Here is a 22,813-nt window from a genome sequence, read left to right as displayed (position 1 = left end):
TGCCCGCGATGAACGCACGCGTGCCGCAGCCCGCACCCTCCCGTTCGGCGCCCGACGCGTCGACCAGCACGCGGAAGACCTGTCCGCCGCACCGAAAGGGGCGGTCCGCGACGGGCGGCCGTCGTCCGGCTCCCGGAGGATCGCCGACGTACGCTGGCCGGATGCCGAACGACGCCTCCCGCCGGTTCCTCGCCGAAGGCCCCCACGTGGGTATACGTCCCTTCACCTACGGCGACGGTGACGAGTTCACCGCGCGGGTGCGGGAGAGCAGGCGACTGCATCAGCCGTGGCTGTTCCCGCCCACGACGCCCGTCGGGTACGCCGCCTACGCGGGGCTGCTGATCGAGGACCCGGCGAAGGCGGGGTTCCTGGTGTGCGAGCGGGACGGCGGGGGCATCGCCGGATTCATCACCGTCAACAACATCGTCCGGGGCGCCTTCCAGAGCGGCGCGGTCGCCTACGGGGCGTTCGCGCACACGGCCGGGCGGGGGCTGATGCGCGAAGGGCTCCGGCTGGTCGTCGACCACGCCTTCGGGCCGATGCGGCTGCACCGGCTGGAGATCAACGTCCAGCCCGGCAACACCGCCTCCCTCGCACTGGCCCGTGGCGCGGGCTTCCGCCACGAGGGGTTCTCACCGAAGATGCTGTTCATCGACGGGGCCTGGCGTGATCACGAACGCTTCGCCCTCACCGTCGAGACGCGGCCTTCCGGTTGATCTTCATGGTGTCCAGATCCGTGACCGTCGACCTCAGCCGCGTGAACCCGTAGCCGAGCCCGCGCAGCACGGTCTCCGCCCGGTCCTCCGCGATCACGGCGGCCATCTCCTCACCTTCCTCCGCGTCCGACACCACCACGAACCGCATCGAGAAGTGCTTCAGCGGCACCGGCTCGTACGACAGCGAACCCTCCTCCGTGAACCGCATGCTGCTCATCCCGTGCTCGGCCGCCTCGGCGACCAGCCGGGCCCGCGCCTCCTCGCCCAGACCGTCCCAGATCCCCCGGACGATCACCCGGTAGGTGTGCCGTTCACTCATGCGCCGCAATCCTCCACCAGTCGCTGTCTGCTGAAGCCGCCGACTGTACGTCCCCGTGGGCCGACCGCACACGGAATATCGGGCCGCCGCCCGCCCGCCCATCGGCGCCCGCATCCCCGTTGATCCCCCGATCCCCGTCACCGAGGATGGCCCGCATGCGGAACATCGTGGTCATCGACGCCCCTTCCAACCTGGGCCTGCGCCCGCCGGAGCCGGGGACCGTGCCGGGCTGCCACAAGCTCGCCGGTGCCCTGCGCGAGCAGCGGATCGTGCGGCGGCTGCGGGCGCTGGAGGGCGGGGTGGTGGTGCCGCCCCGCTACGACCGGGGGGACTGGCGGGAGGGCGACGGGGTGTTCAACGCCGCCGCCCTCGCCGCCTACACCCGCAAGCTCGCCGACCGGATCGAGCATCACGTCCGGGCCGGGGATTTCCCCCTCGTGCTCGGCGGGGACTGCTCGATCCAGCTCGGCGCCTCGCTCGCGCTGCGCAGGCTGGGGCGGTACGGGCTGGCCGCGCTGGACGCCTCCGCGGACTTCCGGCACCCGGGCAACTCCGACCGGATCGGCGCGGCCGGGGGTGAGGAGGTCGCGCTCGCCACCGGGCGCGGCCAGGCCGACCTCACGGACCTGGAGGGGCTGCGGCCCTATCTGCGCGACGAGGACGTACGGTTCTTCGGCATCCGGGACGAGTTCGACGACGACCGGTCCGAACTCGCCGCCCTGAAGATCCCGGTCGTCACGGTGGGTGACGTACGGGAGTGGGGCGCCGACGCGCTCGCCCGTGCCACCGCGCAAGCCTTCGAGATCCCCGCGATCGAGGGGTTCTGGGTGCACCTGGACGCCGATGTGCTCGACCCGGACGTGATGCCGGCCGTCGACAGCCCCGACCCGAACGGACTGCTGCCCGATGAGGTCGTCGCCCTGCTGCGGCCCTTGCTCGCCTCCCCGCACTGCGCCGGCCTCAACGTGACGATCTACGACCCCGACCTGGACCCGGAGGGCACGGCGGGGGCGCTGCTGGCCGACATCGTGGTCGGCGGGTTCGGCGGGTTCGGCGGGTTCGGCGGGTTCGGCGGCTTCGGTGAGTTCGAGGGGTTCGGCGGGGCCGATGGGTCTGACGGATCCGGCGGATCCGGCGGGTTCGCGGGGGCGACCGGCTGACGCGCCTGCGCGCTTTTGTGCGGTCCGGTCTCTCGCCGGGTGCGGAGCCCGTCGACGTCCCCTGGGGGCGGCGGCGGGCTTCTGTGGGTTCTTCACCGGGATTCCGCGTTTTCCTCCGTCACCCCCATTGACACCTCCCGCCTCGGCCAGTCAGTCTCCCTACACGTCATGTTAACGATAACACGTCTGGGAACATCCCCCAGGGAGCCGCCCATGTCCGGTCGTCACCCGCCCCTCGAACCGTCCGTCCGCCCCAGTCGCCGTACCCTCCTGCGGGCCGCCGCCGGTGGTGCTCTCGCCGTTGCCGCAGGTGGGGCCGCCACCGGATGCGGGAGCGCCGCGGGGCAGCCCGCGGGGAAGGTCGCCCTGCACGGGGACAACCCGGCATGGGCCGAACCGCTGCACGCCGCGGGGCGGGCCATGCGCTCGGCCGGCGGGGTCGGGATCGTGCCCGAGGTCATCCCGTCGCTCGAATCGTTCGAGCAGGTCGTCAAGTCCTCGCTGCGGACCAGTAAGACCCCCGACATGCTCAAGTACTGGTCCGGCTACCGGCTCCAGGATCTGGCCCGTACCGGCGGCATCGAGGATCTGACCGGCCAGTGGGAGCGGGCCGAGGCGCGCGGGTGGGTGGATCCCTCGCTGCGGCCGGCCTTCACTTATCGCGGGCGGATCCAGGGTCTGCCGATGAATCTCGCCTACTGGGTCTTCTACTACAACCCCGAGGTCTTCCGCGCCAACGGTCTGCGCAAGCCCGAGACCTGGGACGACTTCCTGAACGCCGCCACCCGGCTCAAGGCCGCCGGGATCACCCCGCTGCACGGGACCACGGCCGGGCGCTGGCCGTCGTTCATCTGGTTCCAGGAGGTGCTGAGCCGCCAGGACCCGCGGTTCTACCAGGACCTGATGAACGGCCGCGAGCGCTACACCGACCCCCGAACCGAGCGGGCCATGCGGACCATCGCCTCGTTCTTCGACAACGACTGGTTCACCTCGCTGGACATGGACCACGCCACGGGCGCCGCCGCCATCGTGCACGGCACTCTCGGCATGATGCCGATCGGCACCTGGCTCGGCTCGACCTTCGCGGGCGCGGGCGGTGAGCCCGGCCGGACCGTGGACGCGTTCGTGCTGCCGATGCAGGATCCCGGCGTCCGGCCCGCCGCGATCTTCGAGTCCAGCGCCCTCGTCGCCACCGTGAAGGGACCCGACCGGGACGAGGCCCTGCGCGCCGCCGGCGCCTGGTCGCACCCCGATGTCATGCGGGCCTTCGCGCACTCCCTCCAGGACGGCTGCCCCAACCCCGCCGTGCCCGCCGCCAACTCCGTCATCGGGGGCATCGCCGGGGCCGTACGGGACCGGGACGCGCTGCTGCTCAATCGGTTCTGGGAGCAGGGGCCGCCCGAACTCGTCGAGGCGACCGTCGACGACCTCGCCGGGTTCCTGCTCGACCCGTCCTCGTACCGGAACGTGCTGCGCACCATGCAGGGCCGCGCCGACGAGGCGTGGAAGGTGTGGCGGGAGGCGGAGCGGTCATGACGGACGCCGTACGCACACCGGACGCCACCACCGCGCGTGTCACCGGGCCGGACCTGCCCGTCGTCAAACGGCGGCGGATCCCCACCCGTACGCCCCACCGGGCACCCGGCACAGGGCGGATGGGCGGGCCGCTCGCCGGGATCCCATGGGCGCTGCCCGCGGCGCTGTTCGTCGGCGTGCTGCTGGTCTATCCGTTCTTCCGCAGCGTCTACGGCAGCTTCTTCGAGGACAACGGGTTCAGCAGCCACTTCACCGGCCTGGACAACTACACCCGGCTCGCCGACGACCCCATTTTCGGCCGGTCCCTGCTGAACACCCTGATGTGGGTCGCGGGGACGCTGCTGCTGCCGGTCGCCGCCGGGCTCCTGATCGCCGTCGCCACGCACCGGATGCGGTTCGGGCGCATCGCGCAACTCGTCATCGTGCTGCCGTACGCCATCTCCGGCGCCGCCACCGCCGTGCTGTGGAAGTTCATCCTCACCACCGACGGGGCGCTCAACGAGGTGCTGCGGGCCGTGGGGCTGGACTCGCTGGCCCAAGGGTGGCTGCTGGAGTGGCCGCAGAACACCCTCTCCATGATCGTCGCCAGTACCTGGCAGGCCACCGGCATCAATGTGGTGCTGTTCGTGATCGGGCTGAACGCCATCCCGCGCGAGACCGTCGAGGCCGCCGAACTCGACGGCGCGAGCGGCTGGCGGATGTTCCGCCACATCACCCTGCCGCAGCTACGGGCCGTGAGCGTCGTCGTCATCGGCATGGCCATCGTCAACAGCCTCAAGGCGTTCGACATGATCTGGGTCCTCACCCAGGGCGGCCCGGCCCGCTCCTCCGAGACCCTCGCGCTGACCATGTACCGCGAGGCGTTCCGGCTCTTCCACGTCGGCTACGGCTCCGCCATCGCCCTCGTGCTCTCCGTCATCGTGGTCGCCTCCTCCTGGATGTATCTGCGCCGCCAGATGCCCGGGACGTCCGCCCCCAAGAGCTGACCCGCCGGCCGCAGAAAGGAGTTCCGCCCATGGGACGGACCGTGCGCAATCTCTTCGTCGCCGGCTGTGTGGTGCTGTGGCTCATCCCGCTGTACCTGCTGATCGTCAACGCCCTCACCCCCGCCACCGAGTACACCGGGAAACCCGACTGGACCCCGCAGGGCTTCGCCCTCGGGGAGAACCTGTCCACCGCCTGGAGCCAGGCGGGCATCGGCGACAGCTTCCTCAGCTCGATGCTCTACGCCGTGGTCTGCGGCGCGTTCGCGGTGATCGTCGCCGCCATGGCCGCCTTCGCCGTCGTCGTCCTGCCCATCCCCAGGCCCGCGTTCTGGTTCTGGCTGATCTACTCCGGCACCCTCTTCCCGCTCCAGATGTTCCTCGCCCCGCTGTTCGGCATGTACGCCGACGGCAATCTCTACGACACCCGGCTCGGCCTGATGCTGGTGTACGCGGCCTGGGCCATCCCGTTCGCCTTCTTCCTGATCCGCAATCAGATGACCACCATGCCGCCCGAGGTGACCGAGGCGGCCATGCTCGACGGGGCGTCCTTCCGCCGGATCTTCTGGCGCATCCACGTCCCGCTGATGGGCTCCAGCCTCGGCGCCGCGTTCATCTTCCAGTTCACCGCCGTCTGGAACGACCTGCTGTTCGGCATCACGCTCAGCCGCAGCCCCGACATCCAGCCCGTCATGGCGGCCCTGACCACCCTCAACAACGCCTACGCGTCCTCGGGCCCGCCCGTCATCCTGGCCGGCGCGCTCATCGTCTCCCTGCCCACCCTCGTCGTCTTCCTGATGTTCCGCGGGCTGTTCCTGCGGGGCGTCACCGCGACCACCCGATAGACCGCACCGCCGCGCCGACCCTGGACCGCACCGCGGCACGAAGGCACCCACGACCGGCAGCACCAGAACCCCAGCGATCTGGAGAGATCCACATGACCACCCGGGCACTCGTCCGCACCACCGACTGGGACAACAACCGCATCCGCGAGAGCCTGCGCGGCTCCGTCGTCAGCGCCGAGGGCAGTCTCGGCGGCGCCGCCCTGCGGCTGACCGTCGAGCCACTGCTGCGCCGGGCCGAGGGCGGCGGGCTGCTCCAGTCCCTGCGCGTCCAGGCGGTGAACGGCTCCCGTATGCCGGAGACGTTCGCCGTCCGTACCGCCTCCGGCACCGCCCTGTCCGCCGAGCGGATCGCCGGACCCGCCGGGTCCGTACGGCTGCTGCTGCCCGCCGTCGACACCGAGCAGCGGGTCACGCTGGAACTGCCCGGCGGCGGCGACGGCATCGATGTCGTCCTCACCCCCCAGCGCCGCTGGACCCTCCACCTCGTCCACCACTCCCACCTGGACATCGGCTACACCGACCCGCAGGGCAAGGTCCTCGCCGAGCACCTCTCCTTCCTCGACTCCTGTCTGGAGCTGACCCGGGCCACCGACGACTGGGAGCCCGAGTCCAGGTTCCGGTGGTGCGTGGAGTCGCTGTGGTCCTTCCGGCAGTGGGCCGACGCCCGCCCGGCCGAGCAGGTCGCGGAGTTCGTACGGCGCGTCCACGAGGGGCGGATCGAACTGACCGCGATGCCGTTCAACCTGCACACCGAGACCTGCTCCACCGATGAACTCCATGAACTGCTGCGCCTGGCCCACCAGGTACGAGACGAGCATGGCGTGGACTTCACCTCCGCCATGCAGACCGACGTACCCGGCTCCGTCGTCGGACTCGTGGACGCGCTCAGCGCGGCGGGCGTCAAGTACCTGTCCGTGGCGCACAACTGGGCCGGACGGTCCGTGCCCCACCTGGTCGGCGGCGAGAAGCTGCCCCGTCTCTTCCGCTGGCGGGCGCCCAGCGGCAACAGCCTGCTGGTGTGGGTCACCGACACCCCGCACGGCCTCGCCTACATGGAGGGCCCACTCCTCGGGTTCGACACCGACTACGGCAGCGTGGACGATCTGCTGCCCGCCTATCTGACCTCGCTCGCCAGCAACCCCTACCCCTACCGGGGCGGTGTCTTCGGCTGGTCCATGGACCAGGAGGAGATCAAGCGCGAGCCCTACCCCTGGGACATCCTGCACCTGCGCGTCCAGGGCAAGTTCGGCGACAACGCCCCGCCGCGCCGGATCATCGCCGACACCGTACGCCGCTGGAACGAGACCTGGGCCTACCCGCAACTCCGCCTCTCCCGCAACGAGGACTTCTTCACCGACGCCGAGGCCCGGCTCGGCGACGAGATCCGCACCTTCGAGGGCGACTGGACCGACTGGTGGGTCGACGGCGTCGGCTCCGGCGCCCACCCGCTCTCCATGGCCCGCACCGCCCAGTCCGTGGTCGCCGACGCCCAGACCCTCGGCACCTTCGCCGGGGTGCTCGGCGCGAGCGGCGCCGACGCCGACAGCCGGGACGCGGCCGGGGTGTACGAGGCGGTGTCGCTGTTCGACGAGCACACCTGGGGCGCCGGTGACCCCTGGACCCACGGCGACCACGGCGGGCACTCCGGTGAGCAGCAGTGGCACTGGAAGTACGGTCAGGCCCTGCGCGCCCACGACGACGGGCAGTCCCTGCTGAACCGGGCCGCCGCCCGGCTCGGCCAGCGGCTGTCCCGGCCCGCGGGGGTCCCGGCCGCGTTCCATGTCGTCAACACCTGCTCCTGGCCGCGCACCGACGTCGTGACGGTCTTCCTGCCGGAGTCGAGCGTGCCGCTGGAGCAGCCCATCGCCGTCCACGACGCCCGGACCGGCGCCCGGCTCGACCACGAGGAGCAGGCGCAGACCAACGACGCCCACCGGGACGCCGGGCGTTTCCTGCTGGTCAGGGTGGACGATGTGCCCGCCGCCGGGTCGGTGCGGCTCGACGTCCGGCACGCCTCGCCGGACGGCGGCGGCGACCAGGCCGAGGGCACCGTCCTCAAGGCCGCCACCGGCTGGAACCCGACCGGCGGCACCGAACGGCAGGACCCCGCCGAGACCGCCGCCGCGGCCCATGCCCTGTCCGACCCGCTGCTGCTGGAGAACGGGCACCTCGCCGTCCGCGTCGATCTGGCCCGCGCCTGTATCGCGTCCGTCGTCGACAGGGCGAGCGGCCGGGAACTCGTGCGCGCGGACGCCGTCGCCGGGTTCAACGCCTACCTCCACGACAGCTACACCACGGCGGGCGGCTTCAACCACAACTCCAGCCGGACCACCGCCTCGGACCGTCTGGAGCACCTGGGCAGCCGCGCGGTGGCCCCGCCCGCCGCGCTGATCGCCCGTACCTCCACCGCCACCGCCGAGACCCTCACCTACGAGACCCGCCCGGTGGGCGCCCACCGGGTGCGCACCACCCTCACCCTGCCGCACGGCGTGCCCCGCCTCGACATCGAGAACCGGGTCGACAAGGACCACACCATGGGCAAGGAGAGCGCCTACTTCGCGTTCCCGTTCGCCTTCGAGTCGCCGGACGTGCGCATGGAGGCGTCCGGCGGCGTCACCGGCACCGGTCTGCCCGTGGTGCCCGGTTCCGCCCTGCACATGCGGGCCGTACGCCGCTGGATCACCCTCACCGAGGACGATCTGTCCATCGCCTGGGCCACCCAGGACGCGCCGCTGGTGCAGTTCGGCAACATCGCGCTGCCGTACGCGCCCTTCCCGAAGACCCTGGGCCACGACGAGCCCGCCACCGTCTTCTCCTGGATCCATAACAACCTCTGGGACACCAACTTCCCCAGCAGCCAGGCGTTCGAGTTCACCTTCCGCTACAGCGTGTCCTGCGCCACGGGCGCCCTAGGTGCCGCAGACGCCCCGGCTGCCGCCGGTCTGGGCCCGCGCACCTCCGCCGGGACCTCCCGCCCGCTGCACGCGGTGCGCGCCCGAGGCGCCGAGAGCGCCGACGCCCCCGACACGCTCGCGTTCGCCGAGATCGGCGACCCGCGTGTCCGCCTGGTCGGCGCCACCACCCCCGACGCCGACGGCGCTGTCCTGCTGCGGCTCCAGTCCTTCGCCGAGGAACCGGTCGGCTGCCCCGTGCGCGCCCTGTTCCCGGTCACCGGCGCCCACCTGGCCGACTACCTCGGCCGGACCACCGGCGAACTCGCCGTACGGGACGGGGAGGTCACCGTCGACCTCCCCGCCCACGGCACCACCGCGGTGCGCTTCCAGCGCCGCCGCTGAACCCCCACCAAGGAGACCGTGTGTACCGGCACGACCCGCGCTACGCCCCCGCCCCGTACGCCGATCTGCGCACCGGCTGGCGGGCGGTGGCCGCCGCGCTCCCCGACGGCCCGGCGGTGGTCGCCGTCGAGGGCCCCCCGTCCGCCGCCTGGGACGAACTCGCCGGCGGCCTCGACCGCGAACTCACCGCCCGGGGCGTCCCCGTGACGTTCCTCGACATACGGGACCACTACGCGCCGCCCGCCGAGGTGAGGCGCCGCACCGAACGCGCGCAGGACACGGACGACCCCTACTACCGCAAGCTCGCCGAGAACCCGCTCACCGACCTCTTCGACCACTTCCCGCCCGTCACCGCGCCGACGGAGGGCCTGCTCGTCGTCCACGGTCCCGGCGCCGCCCTCCTCCCCCACGACACGCTCTGGTACGCCGACCTGCCCAAGCGGTACGCCGAAGCCGCCGTCGGCGCCCGCACCCGGGGCGTCCACCTCGGCCTGCCGGGGGACGTGCCCGACCTCAGGCGGCTGTTCTACATCGACTGGCCGATGCTCGACCGGCACCGCGACGCCCTCGCCGCCCGGCTCGACGGCTGGCTCGACCTCCAGGACCCCGACCGGCCCACCTGGCTGGACGGCGACGGGCTGCGCGCCACCTGCGCGGCCCTCGCCCGCCGGCCCGTACGCACCCGGCCCTACTTCAACTCCACGCCCTGGGGCGGCCAGTGGGCGCGGCGCGAACTCGGCTTCCACCCCGGAGGCCGCAACACCGCCCTCGGCTACGAGCTGATCGCCCCCGAGTCGGGCCTCCTGGTCGGCACCGGGCCCGACGCCCAGGCCGAGGTGCCGTTCCAGCTGATGTGCGTGCTGGAACCGGAGCGGGTGCTGGGCCCCGAGGTGCACGCCCGTTTCGGCACCTCGTTCCCGATCCGCTTCGACTATCTCGACACCGTCGACGGGGGCAGCCTCTCGGTGCACTGCCATCCGAAGGAGCCGTACATGCGGAAACGGTTCGGCTGGCCCTACACCCAGCACGAGACCTACTACGTCACCCGCTCCACCCCCGGCTCCAAGGTGTTCCTCGGCCTGCGCGAGGACGCCGACCTCGACACCCTGCGCAAGGAGGTCGTCCGCGCCGCCACCGACGGCATCCCCATGGACCCCGCCGACCATGTGCTGACCTTCCCGGCGGAAGAGGGGCAGCTCTACCTGATCCCCGCCGGCATCCCGCACGCCAGCGGCGCCGGGAACCTCGTCCTGGAGATCAGCGCCACCCCGTACCTGTACAGCCTGCGTTTCTACGACTGGCTGCGCCCCGGCACCGACGGTCTGCCGCGCCCGCTGCCCTACGAGCACGGATTCGCCAACCTGGAGACCGGCCGGCGCGGCACGGCCGTCGTCCGGGATCTGGTGCGGGCGCCGCGCGTCCTGCGCGAGGGCGACGGCTGGCGAGAGGAGGTCCTCGGCGCGCTGGAGGAGATGTTCTACGAGGTCAGGAGAGTGGTGCTGGACGCGCAAGCGGTGGCCGACGACGACACCCAGGGGCGTTTCCACATCCTGAACGTCGCCGAGGGCGACGGGGTGACCTTGGAGACGGCGGCCGGGGACCGGCACGAGCTGAGCTTCGCGGAGACCCTGACCGTCCCGGCGGCGGTGGGCCGCTACACCCTGCGGGCAAAGGGCACCGCTCCGGTGCGGGTCGTGAAGGCGCTCGTACGGTGATCCCGGGGAGGCAGGGGTGATGATCCCGGTTCTGGAGATCGGCGGCACGCATGTCACCGCCGCGCTGGTCGGTGCCGGGGACGGCCGGGTCGCCGTGCGGGCCGACCGGCCGCTCGACCCGTGCGGCAGCGCCGCCGATGTCCTCGGCGGTGTGCTGCGGTGCGCGGGTGAGCTGGCCGTGCCGCCCGGGGCCCGGTGGGGCGTGGCGATCCCGGGGCCGTTCGACTACGCCAAGGGCATCGCGCTGTTCGCGGACGTCGGCAAGTTCGACGCGCTGTACGGCGTCGATCTGCGGGCTGCCCTGCTCGACGGGCTGCCCGGCCGCCCCGCCGGCCTGGTGTTCCTCAACGACGCCCACGCCTTCCTGATCGGTGAGTGGTGCGCGGGTGCCGCCCGCGGCCACCGCCGGGCCGTCGGCATCACCCTCGGTACCGGCGTCGGCTCGGCCTTCCTCGACGGGGGCCAGGTCCGGCAGCACGGGCCGGGGGTGCCGCCCGAGGGCCGGATGGATCTCACCCGGCTCGCCGGCCGGCCCCTGGAGGAGAGCGTGTCCCGGCGCGCGATCCGGGCCCGCTACGGCGATCCGGGCGCCGATGTGCACGACATCGCGGCGCGGGCGCGAGCCGGGGAGGAACGGGCCCGGAGGGTGCTGGACGGGGCGTTCACCGCCCTCGGCGGCCTGCTGGGCCCGCGCCTGGCCGCCTTCGGCGCCACCGCCCTGGTGGTGGGCGGTTCCATGACCGGCTCCTGGGATCTGGTGGCGCCCGCCCTGCGCTCCGGTCTGACCGCCGGGGGCTGGCCGCCGGGTGTGGCCGGTTCGGGCCGCGACCCGGTCACCGCACGGCATACTCGTGCGGTGGAACGGGCCGTCCTGGACGGGCACGCCGCCCTGATCGGCGCGGCACGCGCGGCGGACACCCGACACTGACGACGACGGTCGGCGACCGGTCGGCGACTGCTCACCAGCGACCGGTCGGCGACCGGTCGACAACGACCGGTCGGCGACCGGTCCCGGCACGGAGGAAAGGGACCCGGGCACAGCAATGGCCGAGACGAGCGGGCCGCGGGACCCGCAGCCGACCGTGCGGGACGTCGCCGAGCGCGCGGAAGTCAGCGCCATGACCGTCTCGCGGGTACTGCGCGACGATCCCAGGGTGGCGCCCGCGACGGCAGAGCGGGTCCGGGCGGCCGTCGCCGCACTGGGCTACCGCCGTAACGAGATGGCCCGCAGTCTGCGCCTGGGCAGCGGCACCGGGCTGGTCGGGGTGGTCGTCACCAACCTGGCCAACCCCTTCTACTCCCGGCTGGCGCTCGGCGTGGACTCGGTGCTCGCCGCGCACGGCCTGAAGACCGTCATCGGCAACACCCTCCAGGACCCGGACGGCGAACGCAGCCTGGTCGAGGACCTGGTGGCACGCCGCGTGGACGGCATCATCGCCGTGCCCGCGGGCGCCGACCAGCGGCATCTGGCGGCCGTCGCCGCCCAGGGCGTGCCGGTCGTGGTGGCCTCCCGCCCCCCTGACGGTTTCGCCGCCGACTGTGTCCTGGTGGACGACTACGGCGGGGCCCGCGCCGCCACCGAGCGGCTGCTGGCCGCCGGGCACCGCAGGGTCGGATTTCTCGGTTCCCCGCGCGCCGTCTACACCGGCACCGAGCGCCTGCGCGGCTTCACCGACGCCCTCACCGCGGCCGGACTCCCGCTCGACGCGGCGTACGTACGGCAGGGCCAGCAGCAGACCGACGAGGCGGCGGTGGCCGCGGCCGGCCTGCTCGCCCTCGCCGAGCCGCCGACCGCGCTGTTCTGCTCCAACAACCGCAACACCATCGGCGCCTTCCGCGCGATCCGTGACGCGGGCACCCCCACCGCCCTCGCGGGCTTCGACGACTTCGAACTCGCCGACGCCCTCGGCCTGCCGCTGACCCTCGTCGCCTACGACACCGACGAACTCGGCCGCGAGGCGGGCCGCCTCCTCATGGCCCGCATCCACGCCCCCAAGGGCACCCCCCACCGCACGGTCATCCCCACCACGCTGGTGCACTACGGCCCACCGACCCCGGCGGCACCCTGACCGCACGCCCGGCCCTGCCCTGCCCGCGGGGCCTTCGCCCATCCTGCCCCGCCGCGCCCCTGGCCGAGCGGGCGGCCCTGCCGTTTCCGTACGCGCCTGGAGGGGTGGGCGCGGGCGGACACGAGGGTGTGCGGGACGGGCTGTGGGAGTGAGGCCGCGGCCGGTCCTCGGGGGCGCCGCGACGGGTGGGCGCGGGGCGGGGCCGCGACGGGTGGGCGCGGGGCGGGGCCGCGACGGAAGGGGAACGTGGGGGCCGGCCCTCGCCCTGCGGGCGATTCTGTACGGTCCCGGCCAGCGCCCTGGGGGGCGATTCTGTACGGTCCCGGCCACCGCCCCCGAGGGCGATCCCCTACCGTCCTGGCCATCGCCCCAGGGGCGATTCCGTGCCGTCCGGGGTGTTTGCTCCGGCTCGGGATGGGCACGCGGAGGGTTCCGTGGGCGGGTGCCTGCCCGAGGCCGGGGCCCGTTCGCCCACCGACCTGGAGGGAGCGCGATGAACATCCAGGAACTGGCCGAGCTGGGCCAGCAGCTGCGCGTCGACAGTGTGCGGGCCGGCGCCGCGGCCGGCTCCGGGCATCCGACCTCGTCGATGTCCGCCGCCGACCTGATGGCCGTACTGCTCGCCGAGCATCTGCGCTACGACTTCGATCACCCCGGCCATCCCGGCAACGACCGCTTCATCCTGTCCAAGGGGCACGCGTCGCCGCTGCTGTACGCCGCGTACAAGGCGGCCGGGGCGATCGACGACACCGAGCTGCTCACCTTCCGTGCCCTCGGCAGCCGGCTGGAGGGGCATCCGACGCCCCGGCGGCTGCCCTGGGTGGAGACGGCCACCGGCTCGCTCGGCCAGGGACTGCCGGTCGGCGTCGGGATCGCGCTCGCCGGGAAGCGGCTGGAGCGGACCGGCTACCGGGTGTGGGTGCTGTGCGGGGACAGCGAGCTGGCCGAGGGTTCGGTGTGGGAGGCCGCCGAGCAGGCCGCGTACGAGCATCTCGACAACCTCACCGCGATCGTGGACGTCAACCGGCTGGGCCAGCGCGGCCCCACCCGGCACGGCCACGACCTGGACGCCTACGCCCGCCGGTTCGCGGCCTTCGGCTGGCACCCCGTGGAGATCGACGGGCACGACGTGACCGCGATCGACCGGGCCTGTGCCGAGGCCGAAGCCGTCAAGGGACAGCCGGTCGTCATCCTGGCCCGCACCCTCAAGGGCAAGGGCGTCCAGAGCGTCCAGGACCGCGAGGGCCTGCACGGCAAGCCGCTGCCCGACCCCGAGCACGCGATCGCCGAACTGGGCGGCCCCCGCGCCCTGCGCGTCCAGGTCCACACACCCCCGCCCGCGCCCGTCCCGCACCCCGGCTTCCACGGCACCGGCGACGCGCCCCGCTGGGAGCGCGGCGAGGACGTGGCCACCCGCGACGCCTACGGCAGGGCGCTCGCCGCCCTCGGCGCGGCCCGCGGCGATGTCGTCGTCCTGGACGGCGAGGTCGGCGACTCCACCCGCTCCGAACTCTTCGCCAAGGAATTCCCCGACCGCTACTTCGAGTGCTACATCGCCGAACAGCAGATGGTCGCCGCCGCGGTCGGCATGGCCGCCCGGGGCTGGGTGCCCTACGCGGCCACCTTCGCCGCGTTCCTGACCCGCGCCCATGACTTCGTGCGGATGGCGTCCATCAGCGGCGCCGGGATCAATCTGATCGGCTCGCACGCCGGGGTGTCCATCGGGCAGGACGGGCCCTCCCAGATGGGCCTGGAGGACCTGGCGATGTTCCGGGCCGTGCACGGCTCGACCGTGCTCTACCCGTGCGACGCCAACCAGACCGCCCACCTGGTCGCCGCCATGGCCGACCTCGAAGGCGTGCGCTATCTGCGCACCACGCGCGGCGCCACCCCGGTGATCTACGGCCCCGGCGAGCGGTTCCCGATCGGCGGCAGCAAGGTCCTGCGCTCCTCCGACGCGGACCGGGTCACGGTCGTCGCCGCCGGGATCACCGTCCCGCAGGCCCTGGCCGCCGCCGACGCCCTCGACCGCGACGGCCTCCCCGTCCGGGTGATCGACCTGTACTCGGTCAAGCCCGTCGACCGGCCCACCCTCCAGCAGGCCGCCAACGACACCGGGTGCCTGCTGACCGTCGAGGACCACCACGAGGAGGGCGGCCTCGGCGACGCCGTCGTGGACGCCTTCCTCGACGGCGGCCCCGTGCCGCGCCTGGCCCGCCTTGCCGTCGACACCATGCCGGGCTCGGCGACGCCCGAGCAGCAGCTGAGCGCCGCCGGCATCGACGCCGACGCGATCACCGTCGCCGTACGCATGCTGGTGGAACAGGCGGTGCTGCCGTGAGTGCCGCAACAGGTGTGACTGCTGCGGCATGTGTGAGTGCTGCGGCACGTGTGAGTGGTGCGGCATGCGGGAGTGCTTCGACGCGTGTGACTGCTGCGGCACGTGTGTGCGTCGCGGGACCCTGAGCGGGTAGGTCCCCAGCGGGAGGTCCCATGACCACATCGCGGTACGTGTACGCCGTCTGCCGGCCGTTCGGCGCGGCGCTCCAGGCCCAGCTCACCGGGGTCGGGGGCGACCCGCCCCGGCTGCTGCGCCACCACGGGCTGGTGGCCGTCGTCAGCCATGTGCCGACGGCGGAGTTCGACGAGGAGCGGCTACGGGCCGGGGAGGCGGACGACGACTGGCTCGCCGGCGTCGCCCGCGTCCACCAGGGCGTGATCGACGCGCTCACCACCGTCACCACGCCCCTGCCGCTGCGGCCCGCCACCGTCTTCCGCGACGACAGCGCCGTACGCCTGATGATCGAGCTGCGCGAGGACGAGTTGCGCCGCACGCTCGACCGGCTGGAGGGGCATGTGGAGTGGGGCGTGCGGGTGTATTCGGCGGGCGGTGGCGACGGCGACACGGCCGACAGGTCTGCGGTTGCGGAGAAGGGTGAGGAATTCTGCGTACGGCTGCACGCGGCGCTCTCCGAGCGGGCCGATGATTCCCACGCCTATCCGCTGCGCAACCAGGCGCCCGGCGGCACCGGAGGCCGCAATTGGCTGAACGCGGCCTATCTGGTGCCCCGGGCGCATGCCGAGGAATTCGTGGAGACCGTCGACCGGGCGAGAGGCGCGGAGCCGGGAATCCTGGTGGAACTCACCGGTCCGTCGGCGGCCTATTCCTTCGCCGTCGAGGGCTCGTGAAGCGTGGGTGACAGCGGCCCGCTCAGCCTGTTCCGGTCGCCGTCGGTACCTGTCGGTTCTTTCGGCAGAGGATCTCGCCGTGCAGTACGCAGAACCAGCCGTCCTCCCGCTCGCCCCACGTGCGCCACGCCCCTGACACCGCCCTCAGCTCGTCCTCGGTGGCCTGGCCGCCCCCGATCGCCCGCCGCGCGTACGCGGAGGCGAGGGTGCGGTCGGCCCACAGGCCGCTCCACCAGGCGCGTTCCTCAGGAGTGGCGAAGGTCCAGGTGCCGGACGTGGCCGTGATGTCGGTGAGCCCGGCGGCGAGCGCCCAGGACTTCAGCCGCCGCCCGGCGTCCGGTTCCCCGCCGTTGGCGCGGGCCACCCGCCGGTACAGGTCCAGCCAGTCGGCGAGGCCCGGCGAGGCCGGGTACCAGGTCATCGCCCCGTAGTCCGCGTCCCGCGCGGCCACGATCCCGCCGGGCGCGGTGACCCGGGCCATCTCGCGCAGCGCCGCCACCGGGTCGCCGACGTGCTGGAGCACCTGGTGGGCGTGGACCACGTCGAAGCTGCCGTCGGGGAAGTCCAGGGCGTGTACGTCCCCGGTCGTGAAGTCGATGTTGGCCAGCCCGCGTCCGGCGGCCGTGGCACGGGCCTGGTCCAGGATGCCGGGCGCGTGGTCGAGCCCGGTGACCCGACCCTGGGGGACCAGCGCGGCGAGGTCGGCGGTGATGGTGCCGGGGCCGCAGCCGATGTCCAGGATCCGCAGGTCCGGCGTGAGCGAGCCGAGCAGATACGCGGCCGAGTTGGCGGCGGTCCGCCAGGTGTGCGACCGCAGCACCGACTCGTGGTGGCCGTGGGTGTAGACGGCGGTCTCGCGCGCCTTCGGCATGGCGTAGCACCTTCCGGTCGTGGGTCTTCGACTCCTTTCCCACGCTACGCCGCATGTCGCATGCTGAGACCATCTGTCTCTGTATATGGACTGCCTCTGTATGTGGACTGATTCCGTTCTCAGTCGTCGCCCTGGCCCGGGGCGTGCGGCCGGTACACCACCAGGGCGTCGCGCTGCTTGCTCAGGGTCAGCTCGCCCTCGACCTCGGTGACCTCGCCGTCGTACGCCAGCAGCGTGCCGGGCGGGACATCGGTCAGGCGGAGCGTGCCGACCTGGACGGCGGCATGGGCGGGGGAGCGGGTGAGCGGGCCCGCGACGGCGGTGGCCAGCAGCCGCAGCGCGGGATACCGGCCGCCGTGCACGACCCGTACGTCCAGCCGGCCGTCGGCCAGGTCCAGCCGGCGGCCCGGCACCAGGCCCATCCGGTGGTACGTGCCGTTGCCCGCGAACAACAGCCACATCGGGCGCACCCGGCCGCCGAACCCGGCCAGCAGCGGATGCCGGTCCGCGCGCAGCACCCGCGCCGCCGCCACCACCCCGGCCGGCCAGCCGCCGATCCGGCGCGACCAGCGGTCCCGCTCCCGCACCAGCTCCGGATAGACGCCCAGGCTGCATGTGTTGAGGAAGATGCCCTGCCCGCCGCCGCTCGTGAACCGCCCGATGTCCACGCGCACCGCCTCACCGCCCTCGACGGCCCGCCCCAGCGCGCGGGCGTCCTCCACGCCCAGGTCGAGCGCGAAGTGGTTGAGGGTGCCGCCGGGCAGCACGGCCAGCGGCAGTCCGTGCCGCAGGGCGATTCGCGCGGCGGTGTTCACCGTGCCGTCGCCGCCGCACACGCCGAGCACCCGGGAGGTGGCCGCCGCCCGCTCCAGCTCGGCGGCCACCTCGTCCGGCGCGCACTCCACGATCCGCGCCCGGGGCAGCACGTCCCCCAGCCAGCGCGCCCGGTCCGCGGTGCCCGACGCCCGGTTCACCACCAGGGTCAGCCCCTCGCCGTGCGGCAGCGCGGGCGCCGCGGCACGCGGATGGGCCGGGTGTACGGCATGCGCGTGCGGCGGCACCAGGGCCCGTACGACGAGGGCGGCGCCGACCCCCAGCGCCGCGCCCGTGAGGACGTCGCTCGGGAAGTGCACGCCGGTGTACACCCGCGACATCGCCACCGAGTACGCGACCGGCGCCACCACCGCGCCCCACGCCGGGGACTCCATCGCCACCCCGGCCCCGAAGGCCGCCGCCGAGGCCGCGTGGCCGGACGGGAAGGACGTGGTGATCGGCTGCCGCTTCAGCTGCCGTACGGCCGGTACCGGACCGAGCGGCGGACGCGGGCGGCGCACACTGCGCTTGCCGACCGTGTTGATCGCCGCAGACGCCAGGGCCAGCGAGACCAGGCCCCGCGCGGCGGCCCGGCGGCCCCGGGGGGTGCGGCTCGCCGCCATGGCCGCCGCCGTCGCCCCCCACAGCACCCCGTGGTTCGCGAACCGGCTCAGCCGGGGCAGCACCCGCTCGGCGTAGGGCCATTCCCGTTCGGCGGCGAACTCGAAGAGCCGGGAGTCGAGCGCGAGCAGCCGGTCGCGCAGGGTGTGGCGTCCAGGGTGCGGAACGGTGAGATCGACATCTGGGTTCATGGGTCACGGTTACCCTGAAGTGGCCTTCCGCGTCGCCCTTCGCGGCGCGGTTCGCGTCACAGTTCGTTTCGGGCGGGGAGCCACTTGGGTCCGTCTCGGGTCCCTTGAGGACCGTACGAAGCCGTCCGGGGAAGGGAATGCCCTCCATGCGTCTGATCCTGATCCGGCACGGCCAGACCGGCGCCAACGTGGACATGCTGCTCGACACGGCCTTCCCGGGTGCCGGTCTGACCGATCTGGGGCGGCGCCAGGCGGCGGCCCTGCCGGGGGCGCTGGCCGCCGAGGACATCGGGGCCGTGTACGCGTCCACGCTGACCCGCACCCAGGACACCGCGGCCCCGCTGGCCGCCGCCCGCGGCCTCGACGTACGCGTGCGCGACGGCATCCGGGAACTGGCGGCGGGCGATCTGGAACTGCTGCCGGGCTGGTCCCCGGACGGTGAGCGCTACATGCGCACGGTGGTCGCCTGGATGAACGGCGACACCGCACTGCGGATGCCCGGCGGGGAGAGCGGCGACGAGGCGTTGGCCCGCTACGACGCCGTGGTCGCCGAGGCCGCGGCGAGCGGCGCCGGGACGGTTGCCATGGTCAGCCACGGCGCCGCGATCAGGCTGTGGACCGTCGTCCGCTCGACCGGCGTCGACGCCGCCTTCGCCGCCGCCCACGGCCTCCAGAACACCGGGATCGTCCTCCTGGAGGGCACACCGCAGGACGGCTTCAAGGCGCTGAGCTGGGAGGGCGCCGCGCCGGGACTGCGCGGGGAGGGCGGGCCGACGGGACGGCCGGTGGATCCGGGCGGACCGGGCCTGCGGCCGGTGTAACAGCCGGTGCGGCGATCGGTAGGGCGACTGTGATCGGTTCGGTGGGCGGTACCGCGGCCGGATATCGGTTTGCCCAGACCGTCGTGGGCCTCACAGAATGCGTGACCATGGGACATCTGGAAGCCGCGCATCTTGAGTACTACCTCCCCGACGGGAGGGCGCTGCTGGGCGATGTGTCCTTCCGCGTCGGTGAAGGCGCCGTCGTCGCGCTCGTCGGGCCCAACGGGGCGGGCAAGACGACCCTGCTGCGACTGATCTCCGGCGAGCTGAAACCGCACGGCGGTGGTGTCACCGTCAGCGGCGGGCTCGGTGTGATGCGCCAGTTCGTGGGGTCCGTACGGGACGAGACGACCGTACGGGACCTGCTCGTGTCGGTCGCTCCGCCGCGGATCCGCGAGGCCGCCCGGGCCGTCGATGTCGCCGAGCACGCCATCATGACCGTCGACGACGAGGCCGCCCAGCTGAAGTACGCGCAGGCGCTCGCCGACTGGGCCGAGGCGCGCGGGTACGAGGCGGAGACGCTGTGGGACATCTGCACCACGGCCGCGCTCGGGGTGCCGTACGAGCGCGCTCAGTTCCGGCAGGTGAGCACCCTCTCCGGCGGTGAGCAGAAACGGCTGGTACTGGAGGCGCTGCTGCGCGGCACCGAGGAGGTGCTGCTCCTGGACGAGCCCGACAACTACCTCGACGTACCCGGCAAGCGCTGGCTGGAGGAGCGGCTCAAGGAGACCGCCAAGACGGTCCTGTTCGTCTCCCACGACCGGGAACTCCTCGCCCGCGCGGCCGACAAGATCGTCTCCGTGGAGCCCGGACCGGCCGGCGCCGACGCCTGGGTGCACGGCGGCGGCTTCGCCACCTTCCAGGAGGCCCGCCGCGAGCGCTTCGCCCGCTTCGAGGAACTGCGCCTGCGATGGGACGAGAAACACGCCCAGCTCAAGAAGCTCGTCCTGAACCTGCGTCAGGCGGCCGCCAACAGCGACGCCCTGACCTCCCGCTACCGCGCCGCCCAGACCCGGCTGCGCAAGTTCGAGGAGGCCGGGCCGCCGCCGGAGCCGCCGCGCGAGCAGGACATCCGGATGCGGCTGAAGGGCGGCCGGACCGGCGTCCGCGCGGTCACCTGCCAGTCCCTGGAGCTGACCGGCCTGATGCACCCCTTCGACCTGGAGGTCTTCTACGGTGAGCGGGTCGCCGTCCTCGGTTCCAACGGTTCCGGCAAGTCGCACTTCCTGCGGCTGCTGGCGGGCGGGGAGGTGACCCACACCGGGCTGTGGAAGCTCGGCGCGCGGGTCGTGCCGGGGCACTTCGCGCAGACCCACGCCCACCCGGAGCTGGCCGGGCGCACCCTGCTGGACATCCTGTGGAAGGAGTACGCCCAGGACCGGGGCGCGGCGATGTCCCGGCTGCGGCGCTACGAGCTGACCGGCCAGGCCGAACAGACCTTCGACCGGCTCTCCGGTGGCCAGCAGGCCCGTTTCCAGATCCTGCTCCTGGAACTCCAGGGCGTCACCGCGCTGCTGCTGGACGAGCCGACCGACAACCTGGACCTGGAGTCGGCCGAAGCGCTCCAGGAGGGCCTGGAGGCGTTCGACGGGACGGTTCTCGCGGTCACCCACGACCGGTGGTTCGCGCGCTCCTTCGACCGGTTCCTGGTGTTCGGCAGCGACGGGCGGGTGCGGGAGTCCTCGGGGCCGGTGTGGGACGAGCGGCGGGTCGAACGGGCCCGGTAGCCGCCGGGCCCCTGGCCGGGGCGGCGGGCGTGGCAGGGCGGCGTGAAGTGAATGTTCGTACAGTGGAGGCAGCACGCACGGACACGACGATCGGGGCACCACATGACCGGAGTCGACCCGGGTCGCCTGGACGACCAGCAGCTCATGAGAGAGCTGGAGACCATCCACCGCACGCGCCACGACACCCTGCTGTACGGGTCCAATGACGCGCTGCGGACGCACAACGAGCGGATGGCTCAGCTGGAAGGGGAGTATCTGCGGCGCAACCCGGCACGGTTCGTCGCGGCGGGACGGACGCGGGGCGGGGCTCGGGAGCGGGGCTGCTGATTCGGCTGTGGGTGCGGGTGGGTGGGGGGTGCTCGCGCAGTTCCCCGCGCCCCTTGAGGGGCGTTGTCGTCCCCTTGCGGGATTCACTCGGTTGGGCCGTGGCCGCGCGCGGGGGGAGTGCGGGCGGGCTGTGATGGGGGCGGGAGGTCGGTTCTCTCCCGCTTGCCGTCGGTTCGAGGAGTTCGCCCCATGCGCCGCAGCCCCCGTCTTGTGTCCGTGGCCGTCATGTCCGTGACCGCGTCCGTGACCGCGTCCGTGGCCGTCGTGGCTGGTGCCGCGCTGGTCGGTGCTGCTCCGGCTGGTGCTGCTCCGGCTGGTGCCGTTCCGGTTGGTGCCGTTCCGGTTGGTGCTGCTCCGGCCGGTTTCGCGGCGGCCGCCGCCGGGCCGGCCGCCGAGGTGAGTCCGGCGAGCGCGCGGCCGGGCGGGAGCGTCACCATCTCCGTCACCTGCGATCACGTCGGCGGAACCGCGCCCGGGACCATGAACGCCACCTCGCGGGCCTTCACCGAGGGCAAGGTCGCCCTCCGGCTGGCCTCCGGCGGCGAGGACGGACGCTCCGGGCCGGTGTACCGGGGCACCGGCAGGATCTCGGCCACGGGGAACGCCGGGGGCGGCGAGAAGCCCGAGGGCGGCGAGGGGGGAGGTGCGGGCGGTAAGGCGGGGGGTCCTGCGGTGGGTGCGGGTGGTGGTCCTGCGGACGGTGTCGGCGCCGGGAGGGACTCGGTGTGGACGGTGGGCGGCACCTGTCCGGCGGCACGCGGCGGCAAGGGCAAACAGTGGACGGCGACCTTCACCTTGACGCGGGGCGAGGCCGAGGGCGGGAGCGGGAGTGGGAGTGGCGACGGGAGCGGGGTCGGGCGTCAGGACGGGCAGGGGAGTGGGGACGGGAGCGGGGTCGGGCGTCAGGACGGGCAGGGGAGCGGAGACGGGAGCGGGGTCGGGCGTGAGGAGGGGCTGGGACGTGGGGAGGGGGACGGGAATGTCCATCGGCCCTGCCCCACCGGTCGTGAGGGACACGAGTCCACCGGCCGGGAACACGAATCCACGGGACGGGGGACGTACGAGTCCGGCTCGTGCGCCCCGGCGACCATCGATCACGGAGTGCGCGCGGGGTCGGGAGGCGCCTTCACGGACTCCGCTCCCGCGCTGGTGGCCGGCGGCTTGCTGATCGCGGGCGCGTTCGGCGGGGCCGCGTACCGGCTGCGCCGCAGGACGCTCCGCGCGGAGGGCTGACGGGCCGGCGGGGCGGGTACGCGGGGCGCGGGGCAGCCAGGTGCCGGCCGTGTCGGTCGTGTCCGTCGTGGCCGTTGTGCCCGGTCGGGGCACCGGACGCTCGGGATCTCGGGGTCTCGGGGTCTCGGGGCCCTTGGGACTACGGGTTCTCCGGGGCCACGGGTTCTCGGCGTTTCTGGGAAGGGCGGGTCCTGGGGGACGTCGACCCTCGGGACCTTGGGATCCAGGAGCCGGGATCTCGGGACCCCCGGACTCCGGACTCGGCACCCCGGGGGCTCGGCACCCCGGGCGCCGGGACCTCGGGTTCTCGGACCCCGGACCCGGTCTCCCGGCTCTCGGGACCTTGGGACCTCGGGTTCCAGGATCCTGGACTTCGGGTTT

17 protein-coding genes and 1 pseudogene are annotated in these 22,813 nt (G+C 73.3%); 15 read left to right on the top strand and 3 right to left on the bottom strand.

Features of this window, described 5'->3' with window-relative positions; translation table 11 throughout:
* The first annotated feature begins 161 nt into the window (after nucleotides 1-161).
* A complete protein-coding gene (locus ACFRFC_RS32945; protein ID WP_382692150.1) occupies nucleotides 162-716 on the top strand; it encodes a GNAT family N-acetyltransferase in 555 nt (184 codons plus the stop codon).
* Here the strand turns inward: ACFRFC_RS32945 and ACFRFC_RS32940 are convergent.
* Nucleotides 688-1,035, bottom strand: a complete 348-nt coding sequence (locus ACFRFC_RS32940) for a DUF6204 family protein (protein WP_382692149.1) — start codon at nucleotides 1,033-1,035, stop codon at nucleotides 688-690. The genes ACFRFC_RS32945 and ACFRFC_RS32940 overlap by 29 nt on opposite strands.
* Nucleotides 1,036-1,190: 155 nt before the next feature.
* On the opposite strand from ACFRFC_RS32940, the gene ACFRFC_RS32935 reads away from it, so the two are divergent.
* The 10 genes from ACFRFC_RS32935 (at nucleotide 1,191) to ACFRFC_RS32890 (ending at nucleotide 15,828) form a co-directional block, all read left to right on the top strand.
* Nucleotides 1,191-2,195, top strand: a complete 1,005-nt coding sequence (locus ACFRFC_RS32935) for an arginase family protein (protein ID WP_382692148.1) — start codon at nucleotides 1,191-1,193, stop codon at nucleotides 2,193-2,195.
* Between the two features lie 213 nt (nucleotides 2,196-2,408).
* Nucleotides 2,409-3,731, top strand: coding sequence for an ABC transporter substrate-binding protein (locus ACFRFC_RS32930; RefSeq protein WP_382692147.1), 1,323 nt, complete (start codon nucleotides 2,409-2,411; stop codon nucleotides 3,729-3,731).
* The gene (locus ACFRFC_RS32925; RefSeq protein WP_382692146.1) at nucleotides 3,728-4,717 is read left to right on the top strand and encodes a carbohydrate ABC transporter permease; all 990 of its coding nucleotides are present in this window, start codon (nucleotides 3,728-3,730) and stop codon (nucleotides 4,715-4,717) included. Before ACFRFC_RS32930 ends, ACFRFC_RS32925 begins: the two co-directional genes overlap by 4 nt.
* 29 nt (nucleotides 4,718-4,746) lie before the next feature.
* Nucleotides 4,747-5,559: a carbohydrate ABC transporter permease gene (locus tag ACFRFC_RS32920; RefSeq protein ID WP_382692145.1), complete on the top strand. Its 813-nt coding sequence runs from the start codon at nucleotides 4,747-4,749 to the stop codon at nucleotides 5,557-5,559.
* A gap of 92 nt (nucleotides 5,560-5,651) precedes the next feature.
* On the top strand, nucleotides 5,652-8,855 hold the full coding sequence (locus ACFRFC_RS32915) for an alpha-mannosidase (protein ID WP_382692144.1): 3,204 nt from the start codon (nucleotides 5,652-5,654) through the stop codon (nucleotides 8,853-8,855).
* A 20-nt stretch (nucleotides 8,856-8,875) separates the two neighbouring features.
* On the top strand, nucleotides 8,876-10,570 hold the full coding sequence (locus ACFRFC_RS32910) for a hypothetical protein (RefSeq protein ID WP_382692143.1): 1,695 nt from the start codon (nucleotides 8,876-8,878) through the stop codon (nucleotides 10,568-10,570).
* A gap of 19 nt (nucleotides 10,571-10,589) precedes the next feature.
* A complete protein-coding gene (locus ACFRFC_RS32905; protein ID WP_382692142.1) occupies nucleotides 10,590-11,498 on the top strand; it encodes an ROK family protein in 909 nt (302 codons plus the stop codon).
* Nucleotides 11,499-11,613: 115 nt separating this feature from the next.
* On the top strand, nucleotides 11,614-12,639 hold the full coding sequence (locus ACFRFC_RS32900; protein ID WP_382692141.1) for a LacI family DNA-binding transcriptional regulator: 1,026 nt from the start codon (nucleotides 11,614-11,616) through the stop codon (nucleotides 12,637-12,639).
* Between the two features lie 493 nt (nucleotides 12,640-13,132).
* A complete protein-coding gene (locus ACFRFC_RS32895; RefSeq protein ID WP_382692140.1) occupies nucleotides 13,133-14,980 on the top strand; it encodes a transketolase in 1,848 nt (615 codons plus the stop codon).
* Between the two features lie 152 nt (nucleotides 14,981-15,132).
* Nucleotides 15,133-15,828: a GvpL/GvpF family gas vesicle protein gene (locus ACFRFC_RS32890; RefSeq protein ID WP_382692139.1), complete on the top strand. Its 696-nt coding sequence runs from the start codon at nucleotides 15,133-15,135 to the stop codon at nucleotides 15,826-15,828.
* 22 nt (nucleotides 15,829-15,850) lie between these two features.
* Here the strand turns inward: ACFRFC_RS32890 and ACFRFC_RS32885 are convergent, their stop codons facing one another.
* Together ACFRFC_RS32885 and ACFRFC_RS32880 are read right to left on the bottom strand one after the other, a co-directional pair.
* Entirely contained in the window at nucleotides 15,851-16,699 is an 849-nt protein-coding gene (locus tag ACFRFC_RS32885) for a class I SAM-dependent methyltransferase (RefSeq protein WP_382692138.1), read from the bottom strand.
* Nucleotides 16,700-16,818: 119 nt separating this feature from the next.
* Nucleotides 16,819-18,324, bottom strand: coding sequence for a bifunctional phosphatase PAP2/diacylglycerol kinase family protein (locus ACFRFC_RS32880; protein WP_382692137.1), 1,506 nt, complete (start codon nucleotides 18,322-18,324; stop codon nucleotides 16,819-16,821).
* Between the two features lie 146 nt (nucleotides 18,325-18,470).
* Between ACFRFC_RS32880 and ACFRFC_RS32875 the strand changes: the two genes are divergently transcribed.
* From ACFRFC_RS32875 to ACFRFC_RS32860, 4 genes and pseudogenes are all read left to right on the top strand, one after another.
* Nucleotides 18,471-19,145 carry a histidine phosphatase family protein gene (locus ACFRFC_RS32875; RefSeq protein ID WP_382692136.1) on the top strand — a complete coding sequence of 225 codons (675 nt, stop codon included), beginning with the start codon at nucleotides 18,471-18,473 and terminating at the stop codon, nucleotides 19,143-19,145.
* A gap of 107 nt (nucleotides 19,146-19,252) precedes the next feature.
* Entirely contained in the window at nucleotides 19,253-20,872 is a 1,620-nt protein-coding gene (locus ACFRFC_RS32870; protein ID WP_382692135.1) for an ABC-F family ATP-binding cassette domain-containing protein, read from the top strand.
* An 82-nt stretch (nucleotides 20,873-20,954) separates the two neighbouring features.
* Nucleotides 20,955-21,199, top strand: a pseudogene (locus ACFRFC_RS32865) (DUF6158 family protein); the annotation flags it as partial.
* A 189-nt stretch (nucleotides 21,200-21,388) separates the two neighbouring features.
* Nucleotides 21,389-22,432 carry a hypothetical protein gene (locus tag ACFRFC_RS32860; protein WP_382692134.1) on the top strand — a complete coding sequence of 348 codons (1,044 nt, stop codon included), beginning with the start codon at nucleotides 21,389-21,391 and terminating at the stop codon, nucleotides 22,430-22,432.
* Nucleotides 22,433-22,813 lie beyond the last annotated feature (381 nt).

Origin of the sequence: Streptomyces sp. NPDC056734 (assembly GCF_042790455.1) — a bacterium.
In the GTDB taxonomy this organism is placed as follows: domain Bacteria; phylum Actinomycetota; class Actinomycetes; order Streptomycetales; family Streptomycetaceae; genus Streptomyces.
The sequence above is the reverse complement of the archived record's forward strand: the minus strand, read 5'-3'. Positions and strand labels throughout refer to the sequence as shown.